This is a genomic window from Octadecabacter algicola, assembly GCF_021532625.1.
In the GTDB taxonomy this organism is placed as follows: domain Bacteria; phylum Pseudomonadota; class Alphaproteobacteria; order Rhodobacterales; family Rhodobacteraceae; genus Octadecabacter; species Octadecabacter algicola.
The window spans coordinates 785,392-807,969 of the sequence record NZ_JAKGAR010000001.1 but is presented as its reverse complement, the minus strand read 5'-3'; the positions used below and the strand labels follow the sequence as shown (position 1 = coordinate 807,969).

General features: G+C 53.7%; 23 protein-coding genes. 5 read left to right on the top strand and 18 right to left on the bottom strand.

Annotated elements, in window-relative coordinates; translation table 11 throughout:
- Positions 1-27: 27 nt before the first annotated feature.
- The 10 genes from L0666_RS03910 to L0666_RS03865 form a co-directional block, all read right to left on the bottom strand.
- Positions 28-1,740 (bottom strand): SulP family inorganic anion transporter, encoded by a 1,713-nt coding sequence (locus tag L0666_RS03910; protein ID WP_235258916.1) that lies wholly within the window; start codon positions 1,738-1,740, stop codon positions 28-30.
- A 54-nt stretch (positions 1,741-1,794) separates the two neighbouring features.
- Positions 1,795-3,468 carry a bifunctional protein tyrosine phosphatase family protein/NAD(P)/FAD-dependent oxidoreductase gene (locus L0666_RS03905; RefSeq protein WP_235258914.1) on the bottom strand — a complete coding sequence of 558 codons (1,674 nt, stop codon included), beginning with the start codon at positions 3,466-3,468 and terminating at the stop codon, positions 1,795-1,797.
- 22 nt (positions 3,469-3,490) lie between these two features.
- Complete coding sequence (locus L0666_RS03900) at positions 3,491-3,982, bottom strand: bacterioferritin (protein WP_235258912.1); 492 nt, start codon at positions 3,980-3,982, stop codon at positions 3,491-3,493.
- A gap of 25 nt (positions 3,983-4,007) precedes the next feature.
- Positions 4,008-4,889, bottom strand: coding sequence for an MBL fold metallo-hydrolase (locus L0666_RS03895; protein ID WP_235258910.1), 882 nt, complete (start codon positions 4,887-4,889; stop codon positions 4,008-4,010).
- Between the two features lie 42 nt (positions 4,890-4,931).
- Positions 4,932-5,534: a hypothetical protein gene (locus L0666_RS03890; RefSeq protein ID WP_235258908.1), complete on the bottom strand. Its 603-nt coding sequence runs from the start codon at positions 5,532-5,534 to the stop codon at positions 4,932-4,934.
- Positions 5,534-5,965, bottom strand: coding sequence for a DUF6691 family protein (locus L0666_RS03885; RefSeq protein ID WP_235258906.1), 432 nt, complete (start codon positions 5,963-5,965; stop codon positions 5,534-5,536). The genes L0666_RS03890 and L0666_RS03885 overlap by 1 nt, the downstream gene beginning before the upstream one ends.
- A 3-nt stretch (positions 5,966-5,968) precedes the next feature.
- Positions 5,969-6,403 (bottom strand): YeeE/YedE family protein, encoded by a 435-nt coding sequence (locus L0666_RS03880; protein WP_235258904.1) that lies wholly within the window; start codon positions 6,401-6,403, stop codon positions 5,969-5,971.
- Entirely contained in the window at positions 6,400-6,612 is a 213-nt protein-coding gene (locus L0666_RS03875) for a YgaP family membrane protein (RefSeq protein ID WP_235258895.1), read from the bottom strand. Before L0666_RS03875 ends, L0666_RS03880 begins: the two co-directional genes overlap by 4 nt.
- Before the next feature lie 86 nt (positions 6,613-6,698).
- Positions 6,699-7,370, bottom strand: a complete 672-nt coding sequence (locus L0666_RS03870; RefSeq protein WP_235258893.1) for a Crp/Fnr family transcriptional regulator — start codon at positions 7,368-7,370, stop codon at positions 6,699-6,701.
- The gene (locus L0666_RS03865; protein WP_235258891.1) at positions 7,370-7,831 is read right to left on the bottom strand and encodes an RrF2 family transcriptional regulator; all 462 of its coding nucleotides are present in this window, start codon (positions 7,829-7,831) and stop codon (positions 7,370-7,372) included. The genes L0666_RS03870 and L0666_RS03865 overlap by 1 nt, the downstream gene beginning before the upstream one ends.
- A 159-nt stretch (positions 7,832-7,990) precedes the next feature.
- On the opposite strand from L0666_RS03865, the gene L0666_RS03860 reads away from it, so the two are divergent.
- The 3 genes from L0666_RS03860 (at position 7,991) to L0666_RS03850 (ending at position 11,131) form a co-directional block, all read left to right on the top strand.
- Positions 7,991-8,965: an ABC transporter substrate-binding protein gene (locus tag L0666_RS03860; RefSeq protein ID WP_235258889.1), complete on the top strand. Its 975-nt coding sequence runs from the start codon at positions 7,991-7,993 to the stop codon at positions 8,963-8,965.
- A gap of 66 nt (positions 8,966-9,031) precedes the next feature.
- The gene (locus L0666_RS03855) at positions 9,032-10,060 is read left to right on the top strand and encodes an ABC transporter permease (RefSeq protein ID WP_235258887.1); all 1,029 of its coding nucleotides are present in this window, start codon (positions 9,032-9,034) and stop codon (positions 10,058-10,060) included.
- Between the two features lie 12 nt (positions 10,061-10,072).
- A complete protein-coding gene (locus tag L0666_RS03850; protein WP_235258885.1) occupies positions 10,073-11,131 on the top strand; it encodes a quaternary amine ABC transporter ATP-binding protein in 1,059 nt (352 codons plus the stop codon).
- On the opposite strand, the gene L0666_RS03845 is transcribed toward L0666_RS03850, so the two are convergent.
- Complete coding sequence (locus L0666_RS03845; RefSeq protein ID WP_235258883.1) at positions 11,128-11,724, bottom strand: sulfotransferase family protein; 597 nt, start codon at positions 11,722-11,724, stop codon at positions 11,128-11,130. The genes L0666_RS03850 and L0666_RS03845 overlap by 4 nt on opposite strands.
- A 182-nt stretch (positions 11,725-11,906) precedes the next feature.
- Between L0666_RS03845 and recA the strand changes: the two genes are divergently transcribed.
- A complete protein-coding gene (recA, locus tag L0666_RS03840) occupies positions 11,907-12,986 on the top strand; it encodes a recombinase RecA (protein ID WP_272492153.1) in 1,080 nt (359 codons plus the stop codon).
- Between the two features lie 142 nt (positions 12,987-13,128).
- On the top strand, positions 13,129-15,780 hold the full coding sequence (gene alaS, locus L0666_RS03835) for an alanine--tRNA ligase (RefSeq protein ID WP_235258870.1): 2,652 nt from the start codon (positions 13,129-13,131) through the stop codon (positions 15,778-15,780).
- A gap of 71 nt (positions 15,781-15,851) precedes the next feature.
- Here the strand turns inward: alaS and typA are convergent, their stop codons facing one another.
- The 7 genes from typA to L0666_RS03800 form a co-directional block, all read right to left on the bottom strand.
- Entirely contained in the window at positions 15,852-17,669 is a 1,818-nt protein-coding gene (typA, locus tag L0666_RS03830; RefSeq protein ID WP_235258868.1) for a translational GTPase TypA, read from the bottom strand.
- Positions 17,670-17,800: 131 nt separating this feature from the next.
- A complete protein-coding gene (locus L0666_RS03825; protein ID WP_235258859.1) occupies positions 17,801-18,136 on the bottom strand; it encodes an SMR family transporter in 336 nt (111 codons plus the stop codon).
- An 11-nt stretch (positions 18,137-18,147) separates the two neighbouring features.
- Positions 18,148-18,777 carry a YitT family protein gene (locus L0666_RS03820; RefSeq protein ID WP_235258850.1) on the bottom strand — a complete coding sequence of 210 codons (630 nt, stop codon included), beginning with the start codon at positions 18,775-18,777 and terminating at the stop codon, positions 18,148-18,150.
- A gap of 58 nt (positions 18,778-18,835) precedes the next feature.
- On the bottom strand, positions 18,836-19,447 hold the full coding sequence (locus L0666_RS03815) for a YitT family protein (protein WP_235258848.1): 612 nt from the start codon (positions 19,445-19,447) through the stop codon (positions 18,836-18,838).
- 111 nt (positions 19,448-19,558) lie between these two features.
- Positions 19,559-20,773 carry an NADP-dependent isocitrate dehydrogenase gene (locus L0666_RS03810; protein WP_235258846.1) on the bottom strand — a complete coding sequence of 405 codons (1,215 nt, stop codon included), beginning with the start codon at positions 20,771-20,773 and terminating at the stop codon, positions 19,559-19,561.
- A 210-nt stretch (positions 20,774-20,983) separates the two neighbouring features.
- Positions 20,984-22,135 (bottom strand): HD domain-containing protein, encoded by a 1,152-nt coding sequence (locus L0666_RS03805; protein WP_235258844.1) that lies wholly within the window; start codon positions 22,133-22,135, stop codon positions 20,984-20,986.
- The gene (locus L0666_RS03800) at positions 22,136-22,576 is read right to left on the bottom strand and encodes a hypothetical protein (RefSeq protein ID WP_235258842.1); all 441 of its coding nucleotides are present in this window, start codon (positions 22,574-22,576) and stop codon (positions 22,136-22,138) included. It lies immediately after the preceding gene.
- Positions 22,577-22,578: the final 2 nt, after the last annotated feature.

The following is a 22,578-nucleotide window of genomic DNA, read 5'->3' as shown; positions in this document are numbered from 1 at the left end:
TAGTGGGGATGCAGGTTTAGGTCAATGTCAGGTGGCGAGTTCTTTGGCGGCATCGAATTGGGACAAGAATACTTTACCAGTCAGTTCTGATAAGAAATGCCCACCTTCCAACCTGTCCATGACGGGGCCTTTGACCTCGGAAAGGTGCAGTTTGACGTCCATCTCATTGAGCGCTTCGTTGATCGCCTCAAGGGATTCCAACGCGCTGAAATCGATCTCATTTATCGCAGCGCATTGCAGGATCACGTGACGGATGCCTTTGTCGCCCGCAACGCGGTTGTGGATCTTGTTTTCAAGATAGCGTGCGTTCGCAAAATAAAGACTCTCGTCTACCCGTAGGGTTACAACACTTGGATCGGTGATGACGTCATGACGAAGAATATTGCGGTAGTGTTCAGTGCCCGGGACTTGGCCCACCTCGGCAATATGGGGGCGTGATGTCTTATAAAGGTGCAGCAGGATCGACAGGCCAACACCAACAGAAACGCCAACTTCTACACCAACCAAGAGGGTCATCAGGATCGTCGCTAGTACCGCTGCGAAGTCCGCCTTTGAGTAGTCCCAACTGCGTTTCAAGATTGAGAAATCCACGAGGCTGAGCACGGCGACAATGATTGTCGCAGCCAATGTTGCCTTGGGCAGGAAATAAATCAACGGCGTCAGGGCCAGAGCGGCGATTGCCAAACCAATGGCGGTAAAGGCACCAGCGGCAGGTGTTTCAGCACCGGCATCGAAGTTCACCACAGAACGGGAGAACCCGCCCGTTACAGGGAAGCCGCCCGTCAGGGATGCGCCGATGTTGGCCGCACCAAGCCCGATGAGTTCTTGGTCAGGATCAATGCGCTGACGTTTTTTGGCCGCAAGGGTTTGCGCCACAGAGATCGATTCAACGAAGCCGATAATGGAAATCAAGAATGCAGGCACAAGCAGCTGACCGATCAGGGCCGGTGAGAATGAGGGGAGGGTCAATGGCGGGAGGCTTTGAGGGACTTCACCAACGATTTTGACGCCAAAGTTCGCCAAGCCGAACAGCCAAACTGCGAGGGTGGTAACTACAACAACGGCTACGGGTCCCGTCTTGACCAGCACACCAGTCAATCCGCTGGAAAGGCCAATGCGAACCAGAAGAGGTTTCAGCCCGCTGCGCACCCAAAACAGGAAGCCCGTTGCGAGGACACCGATAATCGTGGTGATCCAGTTGATTTCTGGCAGGTGGGCAACCAATGACACCACGATATCAAGCAGGTTGTGACCATGTGCATCAATCCCGAGGATATGCTTGAGCTGGCTGGCAGCGATGATGATCCCCGAGGCGGTGATAAACCCAGCAATGACAGGGTGAGACAGGAAGTTCGCAATAAACCCGAGCCGGAAAAGCCCCATTGCCAACAAGATGATGCCCGACAATGCCGCCAGAGACAGCGCAGCAACGCCGTAACCCATGGTGCCTTGCTCGACGATGTTGCTAAGCGCTGCGGCCGTCATTAACGAAACAACGGCAACAGGCCCAACAGCCAAAGCGCGGCTGGTTCCAAACACCGCATATAGCAGGATCGGAACGATCGACGCGTAGAGACCTGCTTCGGCAGGCAAACCCGCCAAAAGTGCATAGGCCAACGACTGTGGGATCAGCATGATCGTAACGATCAAGGCCGCAACAAGGTCATTGGACAGGGCAGAACGATCATAGGTCCGCCCCCATGTTAAAATGGGGAAGTAGCGTGTCAGATCAGGTTTCATGATGTGCTCGGTAGATTGCTGGCCGCCGCATGAGCACGGAGGCCGGATTTGATTTTACTTGGCGACGATTTTTTCGGGTTTCGCCATCCATTCACGGCCCTTCAGCATGCCTTTCCAATAGATCGGAGGCAGCATCTTTTCTTTTAGGAACCACGCCGCGCGGCTTGGCTTCGTGCCGTCTACGATGAACTTTGGAAAGCTCGGGAGCATAACGCCGCCGTAGCCGAATTCAGCCAAGACGATCTTGCCGCGTTCAACCGTGAGCGGGCAGGAGCCATAGCCGTTGTATTGCGCAACAGGGTTGCCGCCGTTGATGTCCGAAATGACATTGTCAGCCACAACAGGCGCCTGAATGCGCGCTGCCGCTGCGGTTTTTGCATTCGGCGCGTTCATCACATCACCCAAGGACCAGACGTTGTCATAGGTCTTGTGGCGCAGTGTGGCTTGATCGACATCGACCCAGCCGCCTGCATCGGCCAAAGGCGAAACGCGGATAAAGTCAGGCGCTGTCTGCGGTGGGCAGACATGCATCATGTCAAACTCCATCTCGACACGCTCAACTGGAGTGTCCGGCTTGGAGACATCAAACCATGCCTTCTTGGCGGCGCCATCAACTGCTACAAGGTTGTGGAAGAAGTTCAGCGAGGCGTCATATTTTTCGACGTATTCCATCAAGGCTGGAACATAATCCTTTACCCCGAACAGCACGCCACCCGCATTGTTGAACTGAATGTCGATGTTGTTCAGAACGCCGCGGCGATGCCATGCGTCACCGGACAAATACATCGCTTTTTGGGGTGCGCCGGCGCATTTGATTGGCATCGGTGGCTGCGTAAAGATCGCGCGACCTTCTTTCATGCCCTCCACGAGCTTCCACGTGTAAGGTGCTAAATCGTAACGATAATTCGATGTCACGCCGTTCTGACCAAGTGTTTCGACAAGGCCCTCGATCTTGTTCCAATCCAGCTTGATACCAGGACAGACGATCAGGCGATCATATTTCACCACTCGGCACCCATCCAAAACTACAGCATTGTTTTCCGGTTCAAACGCGGCAACCGCTGATTTGATCCAGTGAACGCCCTTTGGGATCAGGGACCCCAAGGTGCGGGATGTATCTTCGGGGTCAAAAATACCACCTCCTACCATTGTCCAGCCGGGCTGGTAGTAGTGAATGTCAGCAGGGTCGATGATAGCGATTTCAAGCTCCGGCTTACGGGACTTCAGGCTGGCGGCCGCGGCAATGCCGCCAGCACCGGCCCCAACGATCACGACGCTATAACTTGCGTCGCCTGTATCAGTTGGCGTTTTGCCGCCATTGACGATGCGGCGCACAACGCCGCCCATGTCATAGCCAGCACCTTTGGTTGCCGCGAGAATGTCAGCAACGCTGCGTTGTTCAGCTTGTGACAAGGACCACAACGTCGCGGATCGCGTACCAGTTCGGCAATAGGCAAGCACCGGGCCGGGCAGGGTGTTCATTGCGGTGTCAAAGTCCGAAGCATCATCGTCGGACACTTTACCTGCAACGATTGGAAGATAAGCAGCCTCAAGCCCCAGCTTTTTGGCGGCCTTAGAAATCTCTTCAAAGGTTGGCTGGTCTGCGCCTTCGCCGTCGGGACGGTTGCAGATGACTGCACGGTATCCGGCGTCTTTGATCGCCTTAAGATCGGACGGCAAGATTTGCGGGCTGACCGACAGGGTCGCCGTAAGGGTTCTGAGGTCCATAATGTTTACCTTCCGGTTCGTTTCAAACGTCTTCGTTGCCAACCATGGGGCCCGAGACAAGTTTTGCGCTGTAGGCTTTTTCACCCAAGCGTTCGATCAATTCGAGCTGAAGCTCGAGCCACGCTTTATGGCCTTCTTCATCAAGAGCGATGGTTTCAAACAAGGTGCGTGTGCCGACGTCATTCTCGTCATAGGCCTGCCTTGCAGCCTTGAGGTAGAACTCCACAGCTTCTGTTTCGTCCGCCAAATCGGCCTTAAACATCTCAATCAAGTTGCCTGCGCGTTTGGGCGGGTTCGAAAAGGCAATCTCCGGATCACCCTTCAGAAACAGGATACGTTCGATGAACAGGTCAGAGTGGCCGATTTCCTCGGCTTGCTCTTCGCGCATCTTCGTTGCCAGTTTATCAAGGCCCCAATCGTCGAGCACATGCGCATGGAGCTGATATTGATGAGACGCAGTCATCTCCATCTGAAGTGCTTTGTTGAGATTTTCGATCGTTGTACTGTTTGTCATATCGAGTCTCCTTTAGAGCTTGGGATCAGAGCGCGTTGACCGGAACTTTGAGCATCGGGTTACCGTCTTCATCCGTTGGAACTTCGCCAGCACGCATGTTCACCTGCAGGGACGGGATGATCAGCCTTGGCATGGCCAGCTGGGCATCGCGCTCAGTGCGGAACTTGATGAAATCTTCGCGGGTTTTGTCGCCACCAACGTGGATGTTTTCCGCTTTTTGCTGTGCAACAGTGGTTTCCCACTCGATCGCGCGACCGTTCGGGCCATAGTCGTGGCACATGAACAGGCGTGTTTCATCCGGTAAGGACAGAACCTTCATGATGCTATCATAAAGCGTGGCCGCATCACCGCCCGGGAAATCCGCACGCGCAGAACCGCCATCAGGCATGAACAATGTGTCACCCGCAAAGGCCGCATCACCAACTACATGCACCATGCATGCGGGTGTGTGACCCGGCGTATACATTGCGAACGCCTGCATCGATCCGATCATATAAGTGTCGCCGTCTTTGAACAGCGCATCAAATTGGGATCCGTCGCGTTCAAATTCGGTGCCTTCGTTGAAGACTTTGCCGAATGTTTCTTGCACGACCATGATTTTTTCACCGACGCCGATTTTGCCGCCGAGTTTGGATTGCAGGTAGGGGGCCGCGCTTAGGTGGTCAGCGTGGACGTGCGTTTCGATGATCCAGTCCACAGTCAGGCCGCGGGAATTGATTTCTTCGATCAGGCGGTCGGCTGCTTCATACGTGATCCGGCCCGCAGCGTAATCGATATCCATGACGCTATCGACGATGGCGCAATGATCGCTGTTTGGGTCTTTCACGATGTAGGTAATCGTGTTGGTCATTTCGTCAAAATGTGCCGAAACATCAGGTTTGACGGACAGGTCGATTGGATAAGTCATTTTCAGTTTCTCCATTTTAAGTCTAGCGGGCAGCACTGTTATCTAGTGGCTGATCCCGCGTTCCATCATCATTTCGTGCACCGCTTGCATGCCGTGATCGGACATTGCGGTCACTTCGGCGGCGTGTGTCTGTAGGGCCGCCACTATCTCTGGATCTTCTGATGTCTGAGTAATGATCAAACCATCGTCGGTCATCTCGATATAAGAAAGGATCCGGTCCCCACGCAGAAAGAAGATATCCAGCGTAGGGCTTTGTATTCTGATCTTTGGGTCGTCCATCTGGCCGACCCGATCAATCATGCCAACGGCGTGGTTCACCAAGTGATCCATCACGGTCTGGTCCGAAGAACGCGTGACCGTACGGATGCCATTTGGCAAGTTTTCGACTTCGCGCGTGATCGTGTCAAAGTTGCGAAACAGCACCTCAAGTTCTGCACTTTCCTGCGGGCTGGCGTTTTCGCCGCGCAATCCTGGCATCGTGACCTCATCATGACCTGCGCCATCATGCACATGATTGTTCATCATGCGGTCGTGATGCCTTGCAGCTTGGTCTGACGAGGCAAGATGAGCCCCGCCAAGACCTAGACCAACGACGGCCACCAAAGCAGCGCCATTGCGAACGGGGCTGTTGGTGAGCCAGTTCATCACGCGGCCTGTTTGGTTGTATTCATGGATTGCAGCGCCTTGGCTGCGAATATCCCAGCGACAAGCGCTGCCATGAAGATCAGGACGTTGTTGTTGCCAGTGCCAATCGCGGGCAGGGCGCCACCCGGGCAGAACCCGGCAATTCCCCAGCCAACCCCAAACAAGGCCGAGCCACCGATCAGCTTAGCATCAAGGTCGCTGCGTGTTGGCAACATAAACCGTTCGGACATGATCGGTGCAGGACGCTTGAGCACAAAGCGGTAGCCGATAAAGGCAACAACCACAGCGCCCCCCATGACGAATGCAAGGCTTGGGTCCCAAGTGCCTGCAAAGTCAAAGAAGTTCAGCACCTTGGCAGGGTTTGCCATGCCGGAAATCGAAATCCCGATGCCAAAAACCAAACCGATCAAATAAACAGTAATCATACGCATGGGTTATGCTCCTAGGACGTGACGGATCACATAGACGGTGATCGCAGTCGTAATCATAAAGGTGATGGTCGCTGCGATTGAGCGGGGCGAAAGCCGCGCCATGCCGCAGACGCCGTGACCAGACGTACAGCCAGCCCCGAACGTCACGCCGATGCCGACAAGAAAGCCTCCAACAACAAGCATGAGCGTCGAAACGGGCACCTGAACCGCAGGCATGCTGCCGGTAACCAGCATCACAGCAAGAGGGCCGCTGACCATTCCAGCCAGAAGCGCCGCGCGCCAAGACCAATCGGACATACTGGAGGGCTGCATGAATCCCGCAAGAATACCGGTTGCGCCCATGATGCGCCCGACGGTTGCCATCAGCAGAACTGACGCAAGGCCAATCAGGACACCGCCACCAAGGGATTGAAAAGGTGTGAATGCAGTTTCAATCATCGCTGGCACGTCCGAATGCCGAAGATGCGGTACAGCGGGCAAAACCGCATGGAAGCCGTTGCAAGCATCACGATGCCAACAATCACTGAGATGACAGTCGCGGGTGTGGATGCAAAAAGGGCCATCCCACTTACGAATGGGGCCAAGACCAAGACAACGCCTAGGACGAAGCGGAATACACGATCAATCGTGCCAATATTTGCGGTCATTTTGTATTCTCCTACAGATGTTTGATTCTGAATAGCAGGAGTCGCTTCTGGCAACGGTGATATTGTCACCAAGCGTACAAAAAACTTTAAATGTTATGTTTGGCCAAGCGTTTTAGTTGGTCCACATCCAATAGGGTAACACTGCCGCGTGCTTGATCGATCCAGCCTCGACGATGAAATTCTTGCAACTGGCGCGACACGACTTCACGCGCAGTGCCAAGTTCGACGGATAGTTTTTGGTGGGTCGTTTTTACCACGTCGTCGCTTCCGGCAAGGCTAAGCAACCTGTCGGCTAGACGAACATCGATCCGTTGAAATGCAACCTCGTCGATCATGCGGAACAGATCGGTGATGCGTTTAGAAAAGGCCGCGAACACAAAATCCCTAAATGACTTTGATTGCGCCACAAGATCATCAAAGACATCGCGCGGAACGGCTGCTGCTTGAACAGGGGTCTCTGTAATGCCGTCCGCTGCGTAATCTTCATAAGCCAAAAGGCAAGCCGTCGTCAGAACGCAGCTTTGACCTGCTTGAATGCGGTATAGGACGATTTCATGCCCCGTTTCGGACACCTGTTGTACCCGAACCGTGCCATCTAAAAGAAACAACATGTTCTCGGGTGAGTTCTTGGGCCCGAACAAGGTTACGCCTTCGGGTACGTCGATGATCACACTGCGGTTCGTTAAGAGCTGTTTTACGGACGGTTCCAGCCGCGATAAGCCAGGGAAGCGTTCCACCCAATCCGTTTGAGCATCCATTATTGAGCAACCTTTTGATCCGGTGTTTCAAGCGGGGCTATCCGATCAAGCAACTGCCCCTTGTTAGCGGAAATATCCGCAATCGTAAGATCATCCAAGACGGCCATGAATGCGGCGGTAGCCTCTTGTAATTTGCGCGACAAAATACAAACACCCCTTAAGACACAGGTGTTTTTCTCAGGATTAAAACATTCGACCACGTCAAGCGGGCCTTCGGTGATCCGCACAACATCACCGACGACGATTTCGGTTGGCGCCCGCGCCAACCGAAACCCGCCGCCACGCCCCCTGACCGTTTCAAGATAGCCAGACTTGCCAAGTTCATGGACGATCTTTGTGATATGAGGCCGAGAAAGAGAATGGATCGTAGCAACGTCATCCACACGCACAAGATTAGGGGATTTAATCGCCGCGAGCTGAAGCGCGCGCAGGGCGTAGTTGGTGTAACTGGTAAGTTTCATAGTGCGTCCTGTTGCAGGCAATAAAGCTATATGAGGGATGTTTCTTTGGCAATCAATCGCTCTCGGAAGAAAGGGTCGCGCCCGCTGAATTCCCATGTTATGAACGCTGCTAGACAAAAACGATCAAGAAAAACAATACGTTCAACTAGGAGACGATCTATGACACTCAAGACAAACCTTCTCAAAGGCGCGGCCGTTGCCGCCCTCATGACGTCCAGCTCTGCTGCCTATGCAGAGTGCGGTGAAGTCACGATTACAGAAATGGATTGGGCATCGTCCGCTGTTGTAACTGCCGTTTCCGCATTCTTGCTTCAGCAAGGCTACGGCTGTGACGTTCAAAAGATCCCGTCCTCTACAGTGACAGCGATCACATCGATCACTGAAACAGGCGAGCCTGACATTCTGACCGAAGTTTGGGCGAACTCCACACCAGCCTATGAAGGCCTGTTGGAAGAAGGGAAGCTGATCGAACTGGCAGACGTTCTGTCCGACGGCGGCGTCGAAGCATGGTGGATCCCTGCATACCTTGCTGAATCCAACCCAGAGCTGACAACATGGGAAGGCATCATCGCTAACCCTGACCTCGTTGGTGGTAAGTTCCACGATTGCCCGTCGGGCTGGGCTTGCGACATCATCAACAACAACAACCTGATCGCCGCTGGCGCAGAGGAAGCTGGCATCGAGCGTTTCCAGCACGGTTCGGGTGAGACGCTGCAGACATCCATCGCGGCTGCATTCGACGAAGAAGCACCATGGTTCGGTTACTACTGGGCGCCGACAGCGGTGCTGGGCAAATACCCAATGGTTGCCGTCGAAGTGCCTGCCTACGACGAAGAAGGCCACACATGTAACGGCGATCCAGACTGCGCGAGCCCTGTGTTCTCTGCGTATCCGGCATCCAAAGTTGTTACAGCTGTTGCGAACGGTTTCCCCGATCGTGAGCCAGAAGCGGCTGCATTGATGGCAAACGTTTCCTTCACCAACGAACAGATGGGTGAAGTTCTCGCATGGCGCTTGGACAATAACGCGTCCTACGATGAGGCTGCGGTCTACTTCCTGACCAACTACAAAGATGTTTGGGCTGACTGGCTGGACGACGCGGCCAAAGAGCGTCTGTCTGCTCTGCTAGACTAAATTACTAAGAGCCCCCCGTCGAAAAATCGGCGGGGGGTTTTGCTTTATCCAGGGGACGGGGACAGCATGGCGTTTTACGATAAATTATTCGAGACCTTAGGTCTGAGCAATTGGTGCGGTGTGGCCGGAGAAGGCGCGCCGTTATCAATGGCGGATTTGATGGCGCAAGCCAGTGGAGACGCGGCATCTGGCCCGTTCTTCCCATTTCCCTCGCTTGATAACCTGAACGAAAGTTGCAGCGCGATCCTTCAATCGCGCGATGTCACAAAAGGTATCGAGGACGGCTTTCTGGCCGCCAAACCTGCTCTAAAATCTGTACTGGACCCGCTGACCCAACCACTCAGCTGGATGCTGGACGGTGCGCTGTGGCTGTTTGAAGCGACCCCATGGTTCATCATGATCCCAGTGTTGGTCGGCATTTCTTGGTATGCGTCGCGATCCAAACCTGTGACGATCTTTGTCTTCGTGGCGATCATGTTGCTAGGGCTGGTGGATCACTATGATGTTGCGATGCAGACGCTATCCATCATCTTTGTCTGTACGACGATATCGGTTCTGCTTGGGGTGCCCATAGGCATCGCTATGTCCAAATCCGATCGATTACAAAAGTTTACTGTCCCTGTGCTCGATCTTTTGCAGACCTTACCGACCTTTGTTTACCTGATCCCGCTGATCTTCTTGTTCTCGGTGACGGAATCCAAGCTCTACGGGATTGCAATTATCCTGTATGCCATCGTGCCAGTGATCCGCCTGACGGACCTTGGTATTCGGCTGGTTGATCAAGACGTGATCGAGGCAGCGGATGCGTTCGGTATGAATTCCAAACAAAAACTGATGCGTGTTCAACTGCCCTTGGCTTTGCCCAATATCATGGCAGGGGTGAACCAAACCATCATGATGAGCCTGGCGATGGTCGTTATTGCCTCGCTGGTGTCGGCCCCAGGACTTGGCGTCAACGTGTTGCGCGGTATTCGAAACCTTGAACTGGGTGTCGGGATCGTTGCCGGTATTGGCATCGTTCTTTTGGCTGTGATCCTTGATCGTGTGTCCAAAGCTGCACTCTCGCGGGTCGATATGACTCACGTCAAACACTAAGGAGCTGACGTCATGACAGAACCAATGGTCAGCCTTCGAGGGGTTTACAAAATCTTCGGTCAAGACGGCGCGTCCGTCATGGATCATGTGAAAAACGGCATGGGTAAAGAAGAACTTCTTGCTGAGCACAAACATGTACTGGGCTTGAATGACATCAATGTTGATATGCAGGCGGGTGAAATCACCGTCGTGATGGGTCTGTCAGGGTCCGGCAAATCGACACTCATTCGTCACTTGAACCGATTGATCGAACCTACAGCTGGTGAGATTATCGTCCAAGGCGAAGACGTCATGCAGCTATCTGAAACAGGCCTGCGTGAGGTACGCCAGCAAAAGATGTCGATGGTGTTTCAGAAGTTCGCACTCTTGCCGCATAAAACCGTGCTGCAAAACGCAGGGATGCCTTTGTCTGTGCGCGGCGAAGATGCCGAGGTGTGCAACCGTGAAGCCACCAAGTGGCTGGACCGTGTGGGCCTTGCGGGGTTTGAAAACCATTATCCGGCTCAGTTGTCAGGCGGCATGCAACAACGTGTCGGAATTGCCCGTGCGCTAACTGCCAACACGGATATTATGTTGATGGACGAAGCGTTCTCAGCCCTTGATCCGCTGATCCGCACCGACATGCAGGACTTGTTGCTTGAATTGCAAAAGGAACTGCACAAGACGATCATCTTTATCACCCACGATCTGGACGAGGCGCTAAAGCTGGCGGACCACCTTGTGATCCTGAAGGACGGTTATGTTGTTCAGCAGGGTGAACCACAACACATCCTGCTGAACCCCAACGATCCCTACATCGAAGACTTCGTTAGCGACATTAACCGCGCGCGGGTGTTGAGGGTGCGATCTGTCATGACGCCTCTCAGCGATGGGGCAGTGCCAGATGACGCCCACGGTGACGTGGATGTCGATGACACGCTGGAAAGTATGATTGCGCGGTCCGGCGGGGATACATCCCACGCTTATGTCGTCAAAGATGGTGACGAAACGGTCGGAACGCTGGACATGACGGCCCTTGTGCGTGCCCTCGTGCCGCGCGTGTCGTCAGATGACGGTACGCGCAACTACTAACGGCGCGCGTTTTCCCAATCTTCAAACATCTGCGCGTGCTTGGCCTCAAGCCGCGCGGTTGTAGCAGCACTCAACGTCATGTCGTTGGGCGGAGAGACATTGCGCTGGGGCAGGGTGATCGTTGTCTTTAGTCGGCCCTCAAGGAAATCCACCAGCAGATCCATCTGTTCGTACTGAAACAAATGATCAACCACAACGCGCCCGTTGTTGTCGCGAATGAAACGTGGTGGATGCCCGACGCGTGCCCACTCAGCAGGATCATCGGCCGCAAATTCAGCGACAAACGCCTCAAAGCTTATGTCTTTGGTACTGTTGGAACTGCCGTCTTTCGCGGGGCGTGCGCGGTACCGATACCAACTGCCAAGCCAGTCAACGGGGTGGCGCACGACGCAAACGGTTTGCAGATTCTTTAGCCCGCATTTCTCAAGATAGGTCTTTAGATATTTGTCATATCGATACCCTGGAGTGTGTTTTAGATTCGGAGCCTTGCGCATCACCATCGCGGCTTGTGGTTCTAGAACACTTTCCAAAGCGGTCGTTCCTGTCTTGGGTAAGGCCAGAAAAACCAGCTTTTCTTTTGCAAATACAAGCATCTAAGTGAAACTCCGAAGGGGTCGTTACCTGTAAACTACTCCTTAACTTCTTCACGCGAAAGCTAAGATAGGTACGATTTTAGTTGAAATGTTCTACTTTTGGTCTCATACGGGTGAGAACAAGAGGTGAACGAAGCAATCAATTGCGGCCCTCAGGTGGGCGTGGGATAAGGATCAAAATCATGGCAACGGCAGAGCTTTTAAAAATGACCGATAAGAAATCCGCAGACAAGCAAAAGGCGCTTGATTCCGCATTGGCACAAATCGAACGTCAGTTCGGTAAGGGCTCCATCATGACGTTGGGCGGCAATGCTGTGCAAGAGATTGAATCAACTTCGACAGGGTCTTTGGGTCTTGATATTGCGCTTGGCATCGGCGGTATTCCCAAAGGCCGTATCGTAGAAATCTACGGTCCTGAAAGCTCTGGTAAGACTACGCTGACGCTGCACTGCGTCGCTGAAGAACAGAAAAAAGGCGGCGTTTGCGCCTTTGTTGACGCGGAACACGCGCTGGACCCTCAATACGCAAAGAAACTTGGCGTGAACCTCGACGAGTTGTTGATTTCCCAGCCTGACACAGGCGAACAGGCGCTTGAGATCGTGGACACGCTTGTGCGGTCTGGCGCTGTTTCCATGGTTATCGTCGACTCCGTGGCGGCTCTTACACCGAAATCGGAACTCGAAGGCGACATGGGCGACCACTCCGTTGGTGTTCATGCTCGTCTGATGTCCCAAGCGATGCGTAAGCTTACGGGGTCTATCAGCCGCACCAAGTGTACGGTTATTTTCATCAACCAAATCCGCATGAAGATCGGCGTGATGTTTGGGTCTCCAGAAACTACAACTGGCGGCAATGCGCTGAAATTCTATTCATCCGTCCGCTTGGATATTCGCCGGACAGGCGCCATCAAGGATCGCGATGAGGTCGTTGGCAACGCAACCAAAGTCAAAATCGTTAAGAACAAGGTCGCGCCGCCGTTCAAGCAGGTTGAATTTGACATCATGTATGGCGAAGGCATCTCGAAGATGGGTGAGCTTATCGATATGGGTGTTAAGGCAGGTATCGTTGAGAAGTCAGGCTCATGGTTCTCCTACGGGGATGAACGTATCGGGCAGGGCCGCGAGAACGCCAAGAACTTCCTAAGAGAGAACGAACATTTCGCGATCGAAATCGAAGATAAAATCCGCGCGGCACACGGGTTGGATTTCGACGGATCCGAAGACATGCCAAATGGCGACGAAGACGCGCTTTTAGAAGATTAAGTAGACCGACACCGGTTCTGATGGGGCGCATGGGAAACCTTGCGCCCCTTTTCTTTGATGCTGCCTCGCGGGCCCTGTGGACTTGCGCCATAGGGAGGGCTATCTCTGGCCGAACCATTAACTTCGCTTGAAAGCCCGCGCCATGACCAGCTTGTCAGACATCCGTTCGACCTTCCTTGATTACTTCAAACGTCAGGGACACGAGGTCGTGGCCTCAAGCCCGCTTGTGCCGCGCAATGACCCGACTTTGATGTTTACCAATTCGGGAATGGTTCAGTTCAAGAACCGCTTTACTGGCATGGAATCCGGCGACTATCAGCGCGCGACCACCAGCCAAAAATGTGTGCGTGCCGGTGGGAAGCACAATGACCTCGACAATGTTGGCTATACAGCACGTCACCATACGTTCTTTGAGATGCTCGGAAACTTCAGTTTTGGCGATTACTTCAAAACCGAGGCGATCCCGTTCGCATGGGACCTGCTGACCAAGGACTTCGGCATCGATAAGTCGAAGCTGCTGACGACCGTTTATCACACCGATGACGAAGCATTTGATATGTGGAAGAAAATCGGCGTGCCAGAGGACCGGATCATTCGCATCGCCACGGATGATAATTTCTGGCGCATGGGCCCAACTGGACCGTGCGGTCCCTGTACTGAGATTTTCTATGATCACGGTGATCATATCTGGGGCGGCCCTCCGGGATCGGCTGACGAAGATGGCGATCGCTTTATCGAAATCTGGAATGTCGTTTTCATGCAGAACGAACAGTTCGAAGACGGCACAATGAAGCCGCTGGACATGCAGTCCATCGACACAGGAATGGGGCTGGAACGGATCGCGGCCTTGCTGCAAGGCGGTCACGACAACTACGAAACCGACCTGTTCAAGGCGCTGATCGAAGCATCCGCACATGCGACCAGCACCGACCCGTTCGGGGATCAGAATGTGCACCACCGTGTTATCGCAGACCATCTGCGCTCAACGTCCTTCCTGATTGCAGAAGGCGTTTTGCCATCCAATGAGGGCCGTGGTTACGTGCTGCGTCGCATCATGCGTCGCGCCATGCGTCATGCGCACCTGTTGGGCGCACAAGACCCCGTAATGCATAAGTTGGTGTCGGCTTTGGTCCAACAAATGGGCGCCGCGTATCCGGAACTTGGTCAAGGTCAAACGCTGATCGAAGACACGCTCTTGAACGAGGAAATCCGTTTCAAAACAACGCTGGATCGTGGCTTAAAGCTGCTCGATACCGCTTTGGTTGACGTGCCGGAGGGCGCTGATCTTCCAGGTGAAACGGCTTTCAAGCTCTACGACACGTATGGCTTCCCGCTTGATCTGACCCAAGATGCCTTGCGCGAAAAGGGTCACGGCGTGGATACGGATGGCTTTGATGCCGCGATGCAGGCCCAAAAGGACAAAGCCCGTGCAGCGTGGTCTGGAACAGGCGCAGCTGCCGATGCCGCGATCTGGTTTGACCTTGCCGACAAGAACGGCCCAACCGAATTCCTTGGCTATGAAACAGAAGCAGCCGAAGGGCAGCTTTTGGCAATCGTTGCTGGGTCTGATGCTGTGGGTAGCGCCAGCAAAGGCGATAGCGTCACATTGATTTTCAACCAATCCCCATTCTACGCTGAAAGCGGCGGTCAGGTGGGTGATGAAGGCATCGCGAAGACAGATACAGGTACGGCCAAGATCACCGATACCAAGAAAGTTGCTGGCTTGTTCCTTCATATGGCTAAAGTAACCGAAGGCACACTAACGCAAGGCCAAGGCACTGAATTGGTGGTCGATCATACGCGTCGTTCTGCGATCCGCGCCAATCACTCTGCCACGCACTTGCTTCATGAGGCATTGCGCGAACGATTGGGCGATCACGTGGCGCAGAAGGGCTCGTTGAACGCACCGGACCGTTTGCGGTTTGATTTCAGCCACAACGATGGTCTGTCACTGGAAGACCTACGAACAGTCGAACATCAGGTCAACGCGATGATCCGCCAGAATTCACCGGTCGATACCCGCATCATGACGCCAGACGACGCCCGCGCGATTGGCGCTCAGGCGTTATTCGGTGAGAAATACGGCGATGAAGTGCGCGTTGTGTCCATGGGCCGTGCCGATACCGGCAAAGGGACTGATGGCAAAACTTGGTCGCTTGAATTGTGTGGCGGTACACATGTACGCCAAACAGGTGACATTGGTGCGTTCGTGACGCTTGGCGACAGCGCGTCGTCTGCTGGTGTGCGCCGGATCGAAGCACTGACAGGACAGGCGGCATTGGATTACCTGCAAGAACAGGACCAACGTTTGGCCGCTACGGCGAGCCTGTTGAAATCTCCCGCTGGCGATGTGCCAGATCGGGTGAAAGCATTGATGGATGAACGCAAAGCCTTGGCCAACGAAGTGGCGCAACTGCGCCGCGAGGTCGCTATGGGTGGCGGGGCCAAAGAAGAAGGCGCAAAGCCGAAAGATATCAATGGTATGTCGTTCAAAGCTCAGGTTGTTCAGGGCGTCACTGGTAAGGACCTGCCAGCAATGATTGACGAGATGAAAACGGCGATGGAAAGCGGCATCGTGCTGTTGATCGCAGACGCAGATGGCAAAGCTGCAGTTGCAGCAGGTGTCACTGCGGATCTGACTGATAAAGTCAGCGCGGTTGATCTTGTGCGGGCCGCTGTTGCGGAACTTGGCGGAAAAGGCGGCGGTGGTCGCCCTGACATGGCACAAGGTGGCGGTAAGGATGCAGCGAATGCAGATGCTGCGATTGCTGCGGCAGAGGCCGTTCTAGGCTAAGCCAACCCATACTAGAAACGCAAAAGGCCCCGCTGATTTAGCGGGGCCTTTTGTTTTAAACCATAGACTTATTAGTCTTTCTTCGCGTGGCGCTTGCGCTCATGCGGGTCAAGGTAACGCTTACGCAAGCGGATCGCGTTTGGCGTAACTTCAACCAGTTCATCATCATCGATGTAAGCAATCGCTTCTTCCAATGACAATGTCATAGGTGTCGTCAAACGCACGGCTTCATCCGTACCGGATGCGCGCACGTTGGTCAGTTTCTTACCTTTCAGCGGGTTCACTTCGAGGTCGTTCTCACGGCTGTGCTCACCAATGATCATGCCTGTGTAAACGTCAGCCTGAGCGCCGATCATCATCTTACCGCGATCTTCAAGGTTCCAAAGGGCGAATGCAACGGACGTACCGTTTTCCATGGAAATCAGAACACCAGCGCGGCGGCCTGGGATCTTACCTTTGTGCGGTGCCCAGTCGTGGAACACGCGGTTGATAACACCTGTACCGCGTGTGTCTGTCAGGAATTCGCCGTGATAGCCAATCAGGCCACGGGATGGGACGTGGGCGATAATGCGGGTTTTGCCTGCACCTGCTGGCTTCATCTCGACCAACTCGCCTTTGCGCGCACCTGTGATCTTTTCGATAACTGCGCCAGAGTATTCGTCATCCACGTCGATTGTTGCTTCTTCGATTGGTTCCATACGGACGCCATCGATTTCTTGGAACAGCACCTGAGGGCGGGAGATCGAAAGCTCGAAACCTTCACGGCGCATGTTTTCAATCAAAACACCCATTTGAAGTTCGCCACGACCAGCAACTTCAAATGCGTCACCGCCCGGTGTGTCGGTGATTTTGATCGCAACGTTGGACTCGGCTTCTTTCATCAGGCGCTCGCGAATTACGCGAGACTGAACCTTTTTGCCGTCACGACCCGCAAGAGGGGAATCGTTGATACCGAAGGTCACTGTAATGGTTGGTGGATCGATTGGTTGTGCTGGGATCGCTTCGTCCACAGACGTGTCTGCCAATGTGTCCGCAACAGTCGCTTTGGTCATGCCTGCGATGGAAACGATGTCACCAGCTTCGGCGGTGTCGATTGCTGTCTGCTCAAGCCCGCGGAATGCGAGAATCTTGGTGCAGCGGAAGTTTTCGATCAATGTGCCGTCGCGCGACATTGCTTTGATGGACTGACCTGCTTGCAAGGTACCAGTTTCAACGCGACCAGTCAGCAGGCGACCCAAGAACGGGTCACCGCCAAGTGTCGTGGCCAGCATGGTGAACGGTTTGTCTTGTTCTGTAACTTGCGCAGGGGCAGGGACGTGATCGATGATTAGATCGAACAAGGCGTCCAGACCGTCGCGCTTGCCGTCCAACTCGTGATCGGCCCAGCCTGAACGGCCAGAGGCGTACATGGATGGGAAATCGAGTTGTTCGTCGGTGGCGTCCAGCGAAGCAAAGAGGTCGAAACATTCGTCCAATGCGCGGTCAGGTTCGCCGTCTGGCTTGTCGACTTTGTTTACAACAACAATCGGGCGCAGGCCCAATTTCAACGCTTTGGACGTTACGAACTTTGTTTGTGGCATCGGGCCTTCGGCCGCGTCTACCAGCAGAACAACACCGTCAACCATGGACAGAATACGTTCAACTTCGCCGCCAAAATCGGCGTGGCCCGGTGTATCAACGATGTTGATGCGTGTGCCTTTCCATTCAACCGATGTTGGTTTGGCGAAAATTGTGATGCCGCGCTCACGTTCCAAGTCATTGGAATCCATAGCGCGTTCTGTTGTCGCTTGGTTTTCACGGTAGGTGCCCGATTGCTTGAGCAGTTCGTCCACAAGGGTCGTTTTGCCGTGGTCAACGTGGGCGATGATGGCGATGTTACGCAGTTCCATTGGTAGTCCTTAAGTAAAGGCGCTCTGGGACGTTGAACACGACCTCAAGTAGCGAAGCGATAAGACATAATTCGTGGTTGCGCGGGCCATACCGTGCCTTGCACCAAAAGGCAAAGGGGTAATGTGCGCTGTTAGTGAACTGCCGTTTTTGAGAACAGCTGAATGACAAGGATGCCGCACAGGATCATCCCCATTCCGAGGATGGCGGGCAGGTCCAGTGTTTGGCGGAATACCACCCAACCAATCAGGGCAATAAGCACAATGCCCGATCCGGACCAGATCGCGTACATGATGCCGACAGGCATATGCTTGAGCGTGAGGGCCAAAAGGTAAAACGCCAGTGCATAGGATATGACCACGACCACGGAGGGGCCGAATTTTGTGAACTGTTGGCTGGCTTGTAAGGCGGTTGTGCCGATGGTTTCAAAGATGACTGCGACGAAGAGCGTGATGAAATGCGTAGGCATTGGAGCATCCTTTAAGTGGCGACATACCAGTCTTTGCGGTGGTTAAACGTAATGATCATATTGACGATAAACGCGCCAAGCATCGATAGCAGGACGGCGTTTGGTTCTAGGATAAAGAAGGCTGCGCCAAAGATGCAGGCATCAAACAGCAGTTGCGTATACCCCGCGCGAAAGCCTGTGCTTTCTTGAATATACAGCGCCAGAATGCCGACGCCGCCTAATGAGGCGCCATGACGGAAAATCGCAAGCAACCCAGCCCCCGTCAGCACGCCGAATAGGGCCACGCCATAGAACGGATTGAGCGTCTCGAATGTCATAAGCATAGGAAAATATATGGAAAAGACAGAAACAAGAATCACAGAGATCAGTGTTTTGACAACAAATCGCGGCCCAATTCTTTTGTAACCAAGCCAATAAAACGGAAGGTTCACCAGAAAGAACGTCAGCGCAAACGAATAGCCCGTCACATAAGACAGAAGCATTGCAAGTCCAGCAGTCTGTCCTGTCACTAACCCTAGATGGGTCAGGATCACAAGGCCCGTCGCGGCCATGCCCGTACCGGTTACCAAGCCTTGAACGTCTTCAAGAAGGGTGTGCCTACGCGGGCGATTCTTTGGTGGGATGTTTTGAGTGTTTGCCATGAAAATTGGGTATCGGTCCGATTTCGGGCTGTCTATCAAAAAGAAGGCCGATAGTGAGTTAGATCGCGATGTAGCGATCGCGGCGATGGTTGAGAAGGATAACGAGGTTAAGGACGACTGCGCCCAAAAGAGACCAGACAATGATCGATGTGGGGAAGATTAACCATGCGATAGCAAAGATCGCGGCGTCTGTTGCCAGTTGTACATATCCCGCTTTGAGCCCCCAGTGATCCTGCGCGAGAAGCGCCAAAACCCCAACGCCGCCCAAGCTGCCGTTGTGGCGAAACACTGCCAAAAGCCCGAGCCCCGTGAGAGCGCCAAAGGTCACGGCGCCCATAGCGGGATGAATGGGTCCCAACGGAAAAATCTGCGGCAGCATTTCCACAATAATCGAAAGAGACGTAACGCAGGTAATTGATTTTATTGTAAAAGAAGCGCCTAGCCTTCGGTACGCAATCACGTAAAAGGGCAAGTTGACCAAAAAGAAAGCAGCACCAAACGACAGACCCGTCGCGTAGGCGAACAACACAGCGAGACCCGCAGTTTGGCCCGTGACCAGCCCAAGATGCGCCAGAACATGCACGCCAAGGCTGGACAGGAACACTCCAAGCGCGAGGCCCTGTGCATCGTCGAGTGTCGTGTGGTGAGGAACTGCTGTTTGGGTTGCCATACAGGAATGTTATGGCAGTAATGCTGACCTTTCAAGTTTCTTGAATGCGGTTGGCCATAAAAAATGGGCTACCCAAGCGGGTAGCCCAAAATTTCATCAATCTGTGTCGCCTTATGCCGCGAGGGCGGCCTGCAGGTTCTCATCAATTTTTTCAAGGAACCCTTCAGTGGTCAGCCAAGATTGGTTTGGACCAACCAGCAGCGCCAAGTCTTTGGTCATGGAGCCAGATTCGACTGTATCCACGATGACCTTTTCCAGCGTTTCTGCAAAGTTCATCAACGCGTCATTACCGTCGAGTTTCGCACGGTGACGCAGGCCACCTGTCCACGCAAAGATAGACGCGATTGAGTTGGTTGAGGTTGCTTCGCCCTTTTGGTGCTGGCGGTAGTGGCGAGTTACGGTACCGTGTGCCGCTTCGGATTCAACGATCTTGCCGTCTGGTGTCATCAACTGGGATGTCATCAAACCAAGTGAACCAAAACCCTGCGCAACGGTGTCAGACTGAACGTCACCATCATAGTTTTTACAGGCCCAAACATAGCCACCGGACCATTTCATGGCGGATGCAACCATGTCGTCAATCAAGCGGTGTTCGTACCAAAGACCAGCGTCTTCGAACTGGGTTTTGTATTCTTCGTCATAGATGCGCTGGAACGTGAGCATGAACTGGCCGTCATACTGTTTCAGGATCGTATTTTTGGTCGACAGATAGACTGGGAAATTGCGTTTAAGGCCATATTCAAACGACGCACGGGCGAAATCTTCGATAGACTTATCAAGGTTGTACATCGCCATGTAGACACCTGAGGACGGTGCATCAAAGACGTCTTCTTCAACGACGGTGCCGTCTTCACCGACGAATTTCATGGTCAGCTTACCTGGTCCAGGGAATTTCATGTCCGTGGCCTTGTACTGATCGCCATAAGCGTGACGGCCAATCACAATCGGCTGGGTCCAACCGGGAACAAGGCGTGGTACGTTGGAACAGATGATAGGTTCGCGGAAGATCGTGCCGCCAAGAATGTTGCGGATCGTCCCGTTCGGTGATTTCCACATCTTCTTAAGGCCAAACTCTTCGACGCGGCCTTCGTCAGGCGTGATCGTGGCACATTTGACAGCGACGCCGACTTCTTTTGTTTTTTCTGCAGCATCGATGGTGATCTGGTCATCCGTTGCATCGCGGCTTTCCATTCCAAGATCGTAATACAGCAGATCAAGATCGAGATAGGGCAGGATCAGCTTATCTTTGATGAACTTCCAGATGATGCGAGTCATTTCGTCGCCGTCCATCTCAACGATTGGATTGGCTACTTTGATCTTATCCATGGGGGATATCCTAATACTGGTGCGAATTTGGTAACTGGATAGCGCGTGTTAGCGCTGGTGAAAAGGCCTGTATGCAATTGTATACATAAATAACGATGTGGAGCATGACGCTAAGACCGCGGCTATGCGACCTTTGTTAATACAGTCTTGCCGGTGGCCCAATTTGGCAAGGGGAATTACTGGAAACTGTCACCCAATCCCATGCCTTTCTTAGGTGTTGGCGGAAAACCAAGCATCAATACGGGGGGCAATGGCGTCCCAAACCGCGGGGGCGCCACGCTTCACTTTAACTGCAACGCGGGTTTCCAATTGCTCGCGCGTGACGTTGTAGTCCCGCCAAGACCCGCCGCCGGATTCCAAGTTACACACAAGCGGTTGAGCGCGGTCCAAAGACTTGGCGAAAATGGCATCTGTGCTGTTTGCGGCTTCGAATTCTTCCCAAACAGCGCGGCACTGATCCCGCTGCGTGGGTGGCAACATGCCGAACAGCCTGTCTGCAGCCAATTGTTCCTGTGCCTCGACAGCGGCGACATCATAGTCTCCGTGGATCGGGTTGTCGCCTGCGTCGATCTCAACGAGGTCATGCAACAGCAACATCATCAATACTACATCCAATTGGACGGGGGCGTGGCTGTGTTCGTCGAGCGTCATCGCCCAAAGCATGATGTGCCAGCTATGCTCGCCAGAGTTTTCGTGCCGTGAGCCATCGCAAAGTGTTGTTCCACGCAGTACCGACTTAAGCTGATCCGCTTCCATCACAAACCGCAGCCGCGATGCAAAGGGCTCAAGCGGCATAAGGCTTCGTTTGTTCAGAAGGTTAGAGGCGTGGTGGTACGCGTCTGGCCAGTCGTTTTTCAGATCAGCAAAACGCCCCGTGTCTTGGATGGCGTGTAAAATATCGCGTTCCGTCGGGCCAAGGCCGGGGTTTGAAAGCTCAAGAAACATGGGCGCGGCTTTGTCGATCATCCGCGCGTAATGTGCATCTGTAGTCTTACCAGCTTCAAATTCATCCCAAAGCAAACGGTAGGCGATGGCCTGATCATCTGGCAGCAGGGCATAGAGCCGATCAGCGGCAGCGGTTTCGGCTTTGCGGACGTCATCGGCATTATGGGGTAAGTGGATCGGATGATCGCCAGCATCAATCTCGATCAGGTCATGCAGCAGCAACATCTGGATAACGCGTGGAATGTTTGCGCCGCCTGATTGATCCGCAAAGATCAGCGCCCAGAGGCAAACATGCCATGAGTGTTCAGCGGTGTTTTCCATGCGCGAACCGTCGGCTAGCACGTTAGCACGGGTTACGGATTTTAGCTTGTCGGCCTCAATCAAGAAGTCGAGTTGCGCTGCGATGCGATCCTGCATTTAGGGGCTTTCGGGTTTTGGGAAATCAGCCGTCATGCGGGCACGAACCGGGAGCGTGTTTTCATCACGCAGCATCAGCGTGAAGTAGTCAGGATCAGGAAAACCGTCCCACGGGTAAAGCCCCTGTACGGCGTTCACAAAGGCTTCGATGTGCGTTGCGTCAACGATGTCCAATCGGTCGAGAGCTGTGTCGTGATAGGGCGCAATACGCGGCACGGCCTCATATCCGATAATGGGCCAGATGTCGGAGGGCAAATCGGCGACCGGAATGCAAAGCGCCGCAATCACGTCCTCACCCGCAATCGCATGGGGTTTGCTGCGGGGCGTGGCAACCTGATCCGTAAAGAACAGCAACGCCAACCCGTTCTCTACCCGCGCAATCTGGGCCAATGCATGTTGGCTATCAAGAAGCGGGATAAGAACAAGGTCAGCTGTTTGCATGT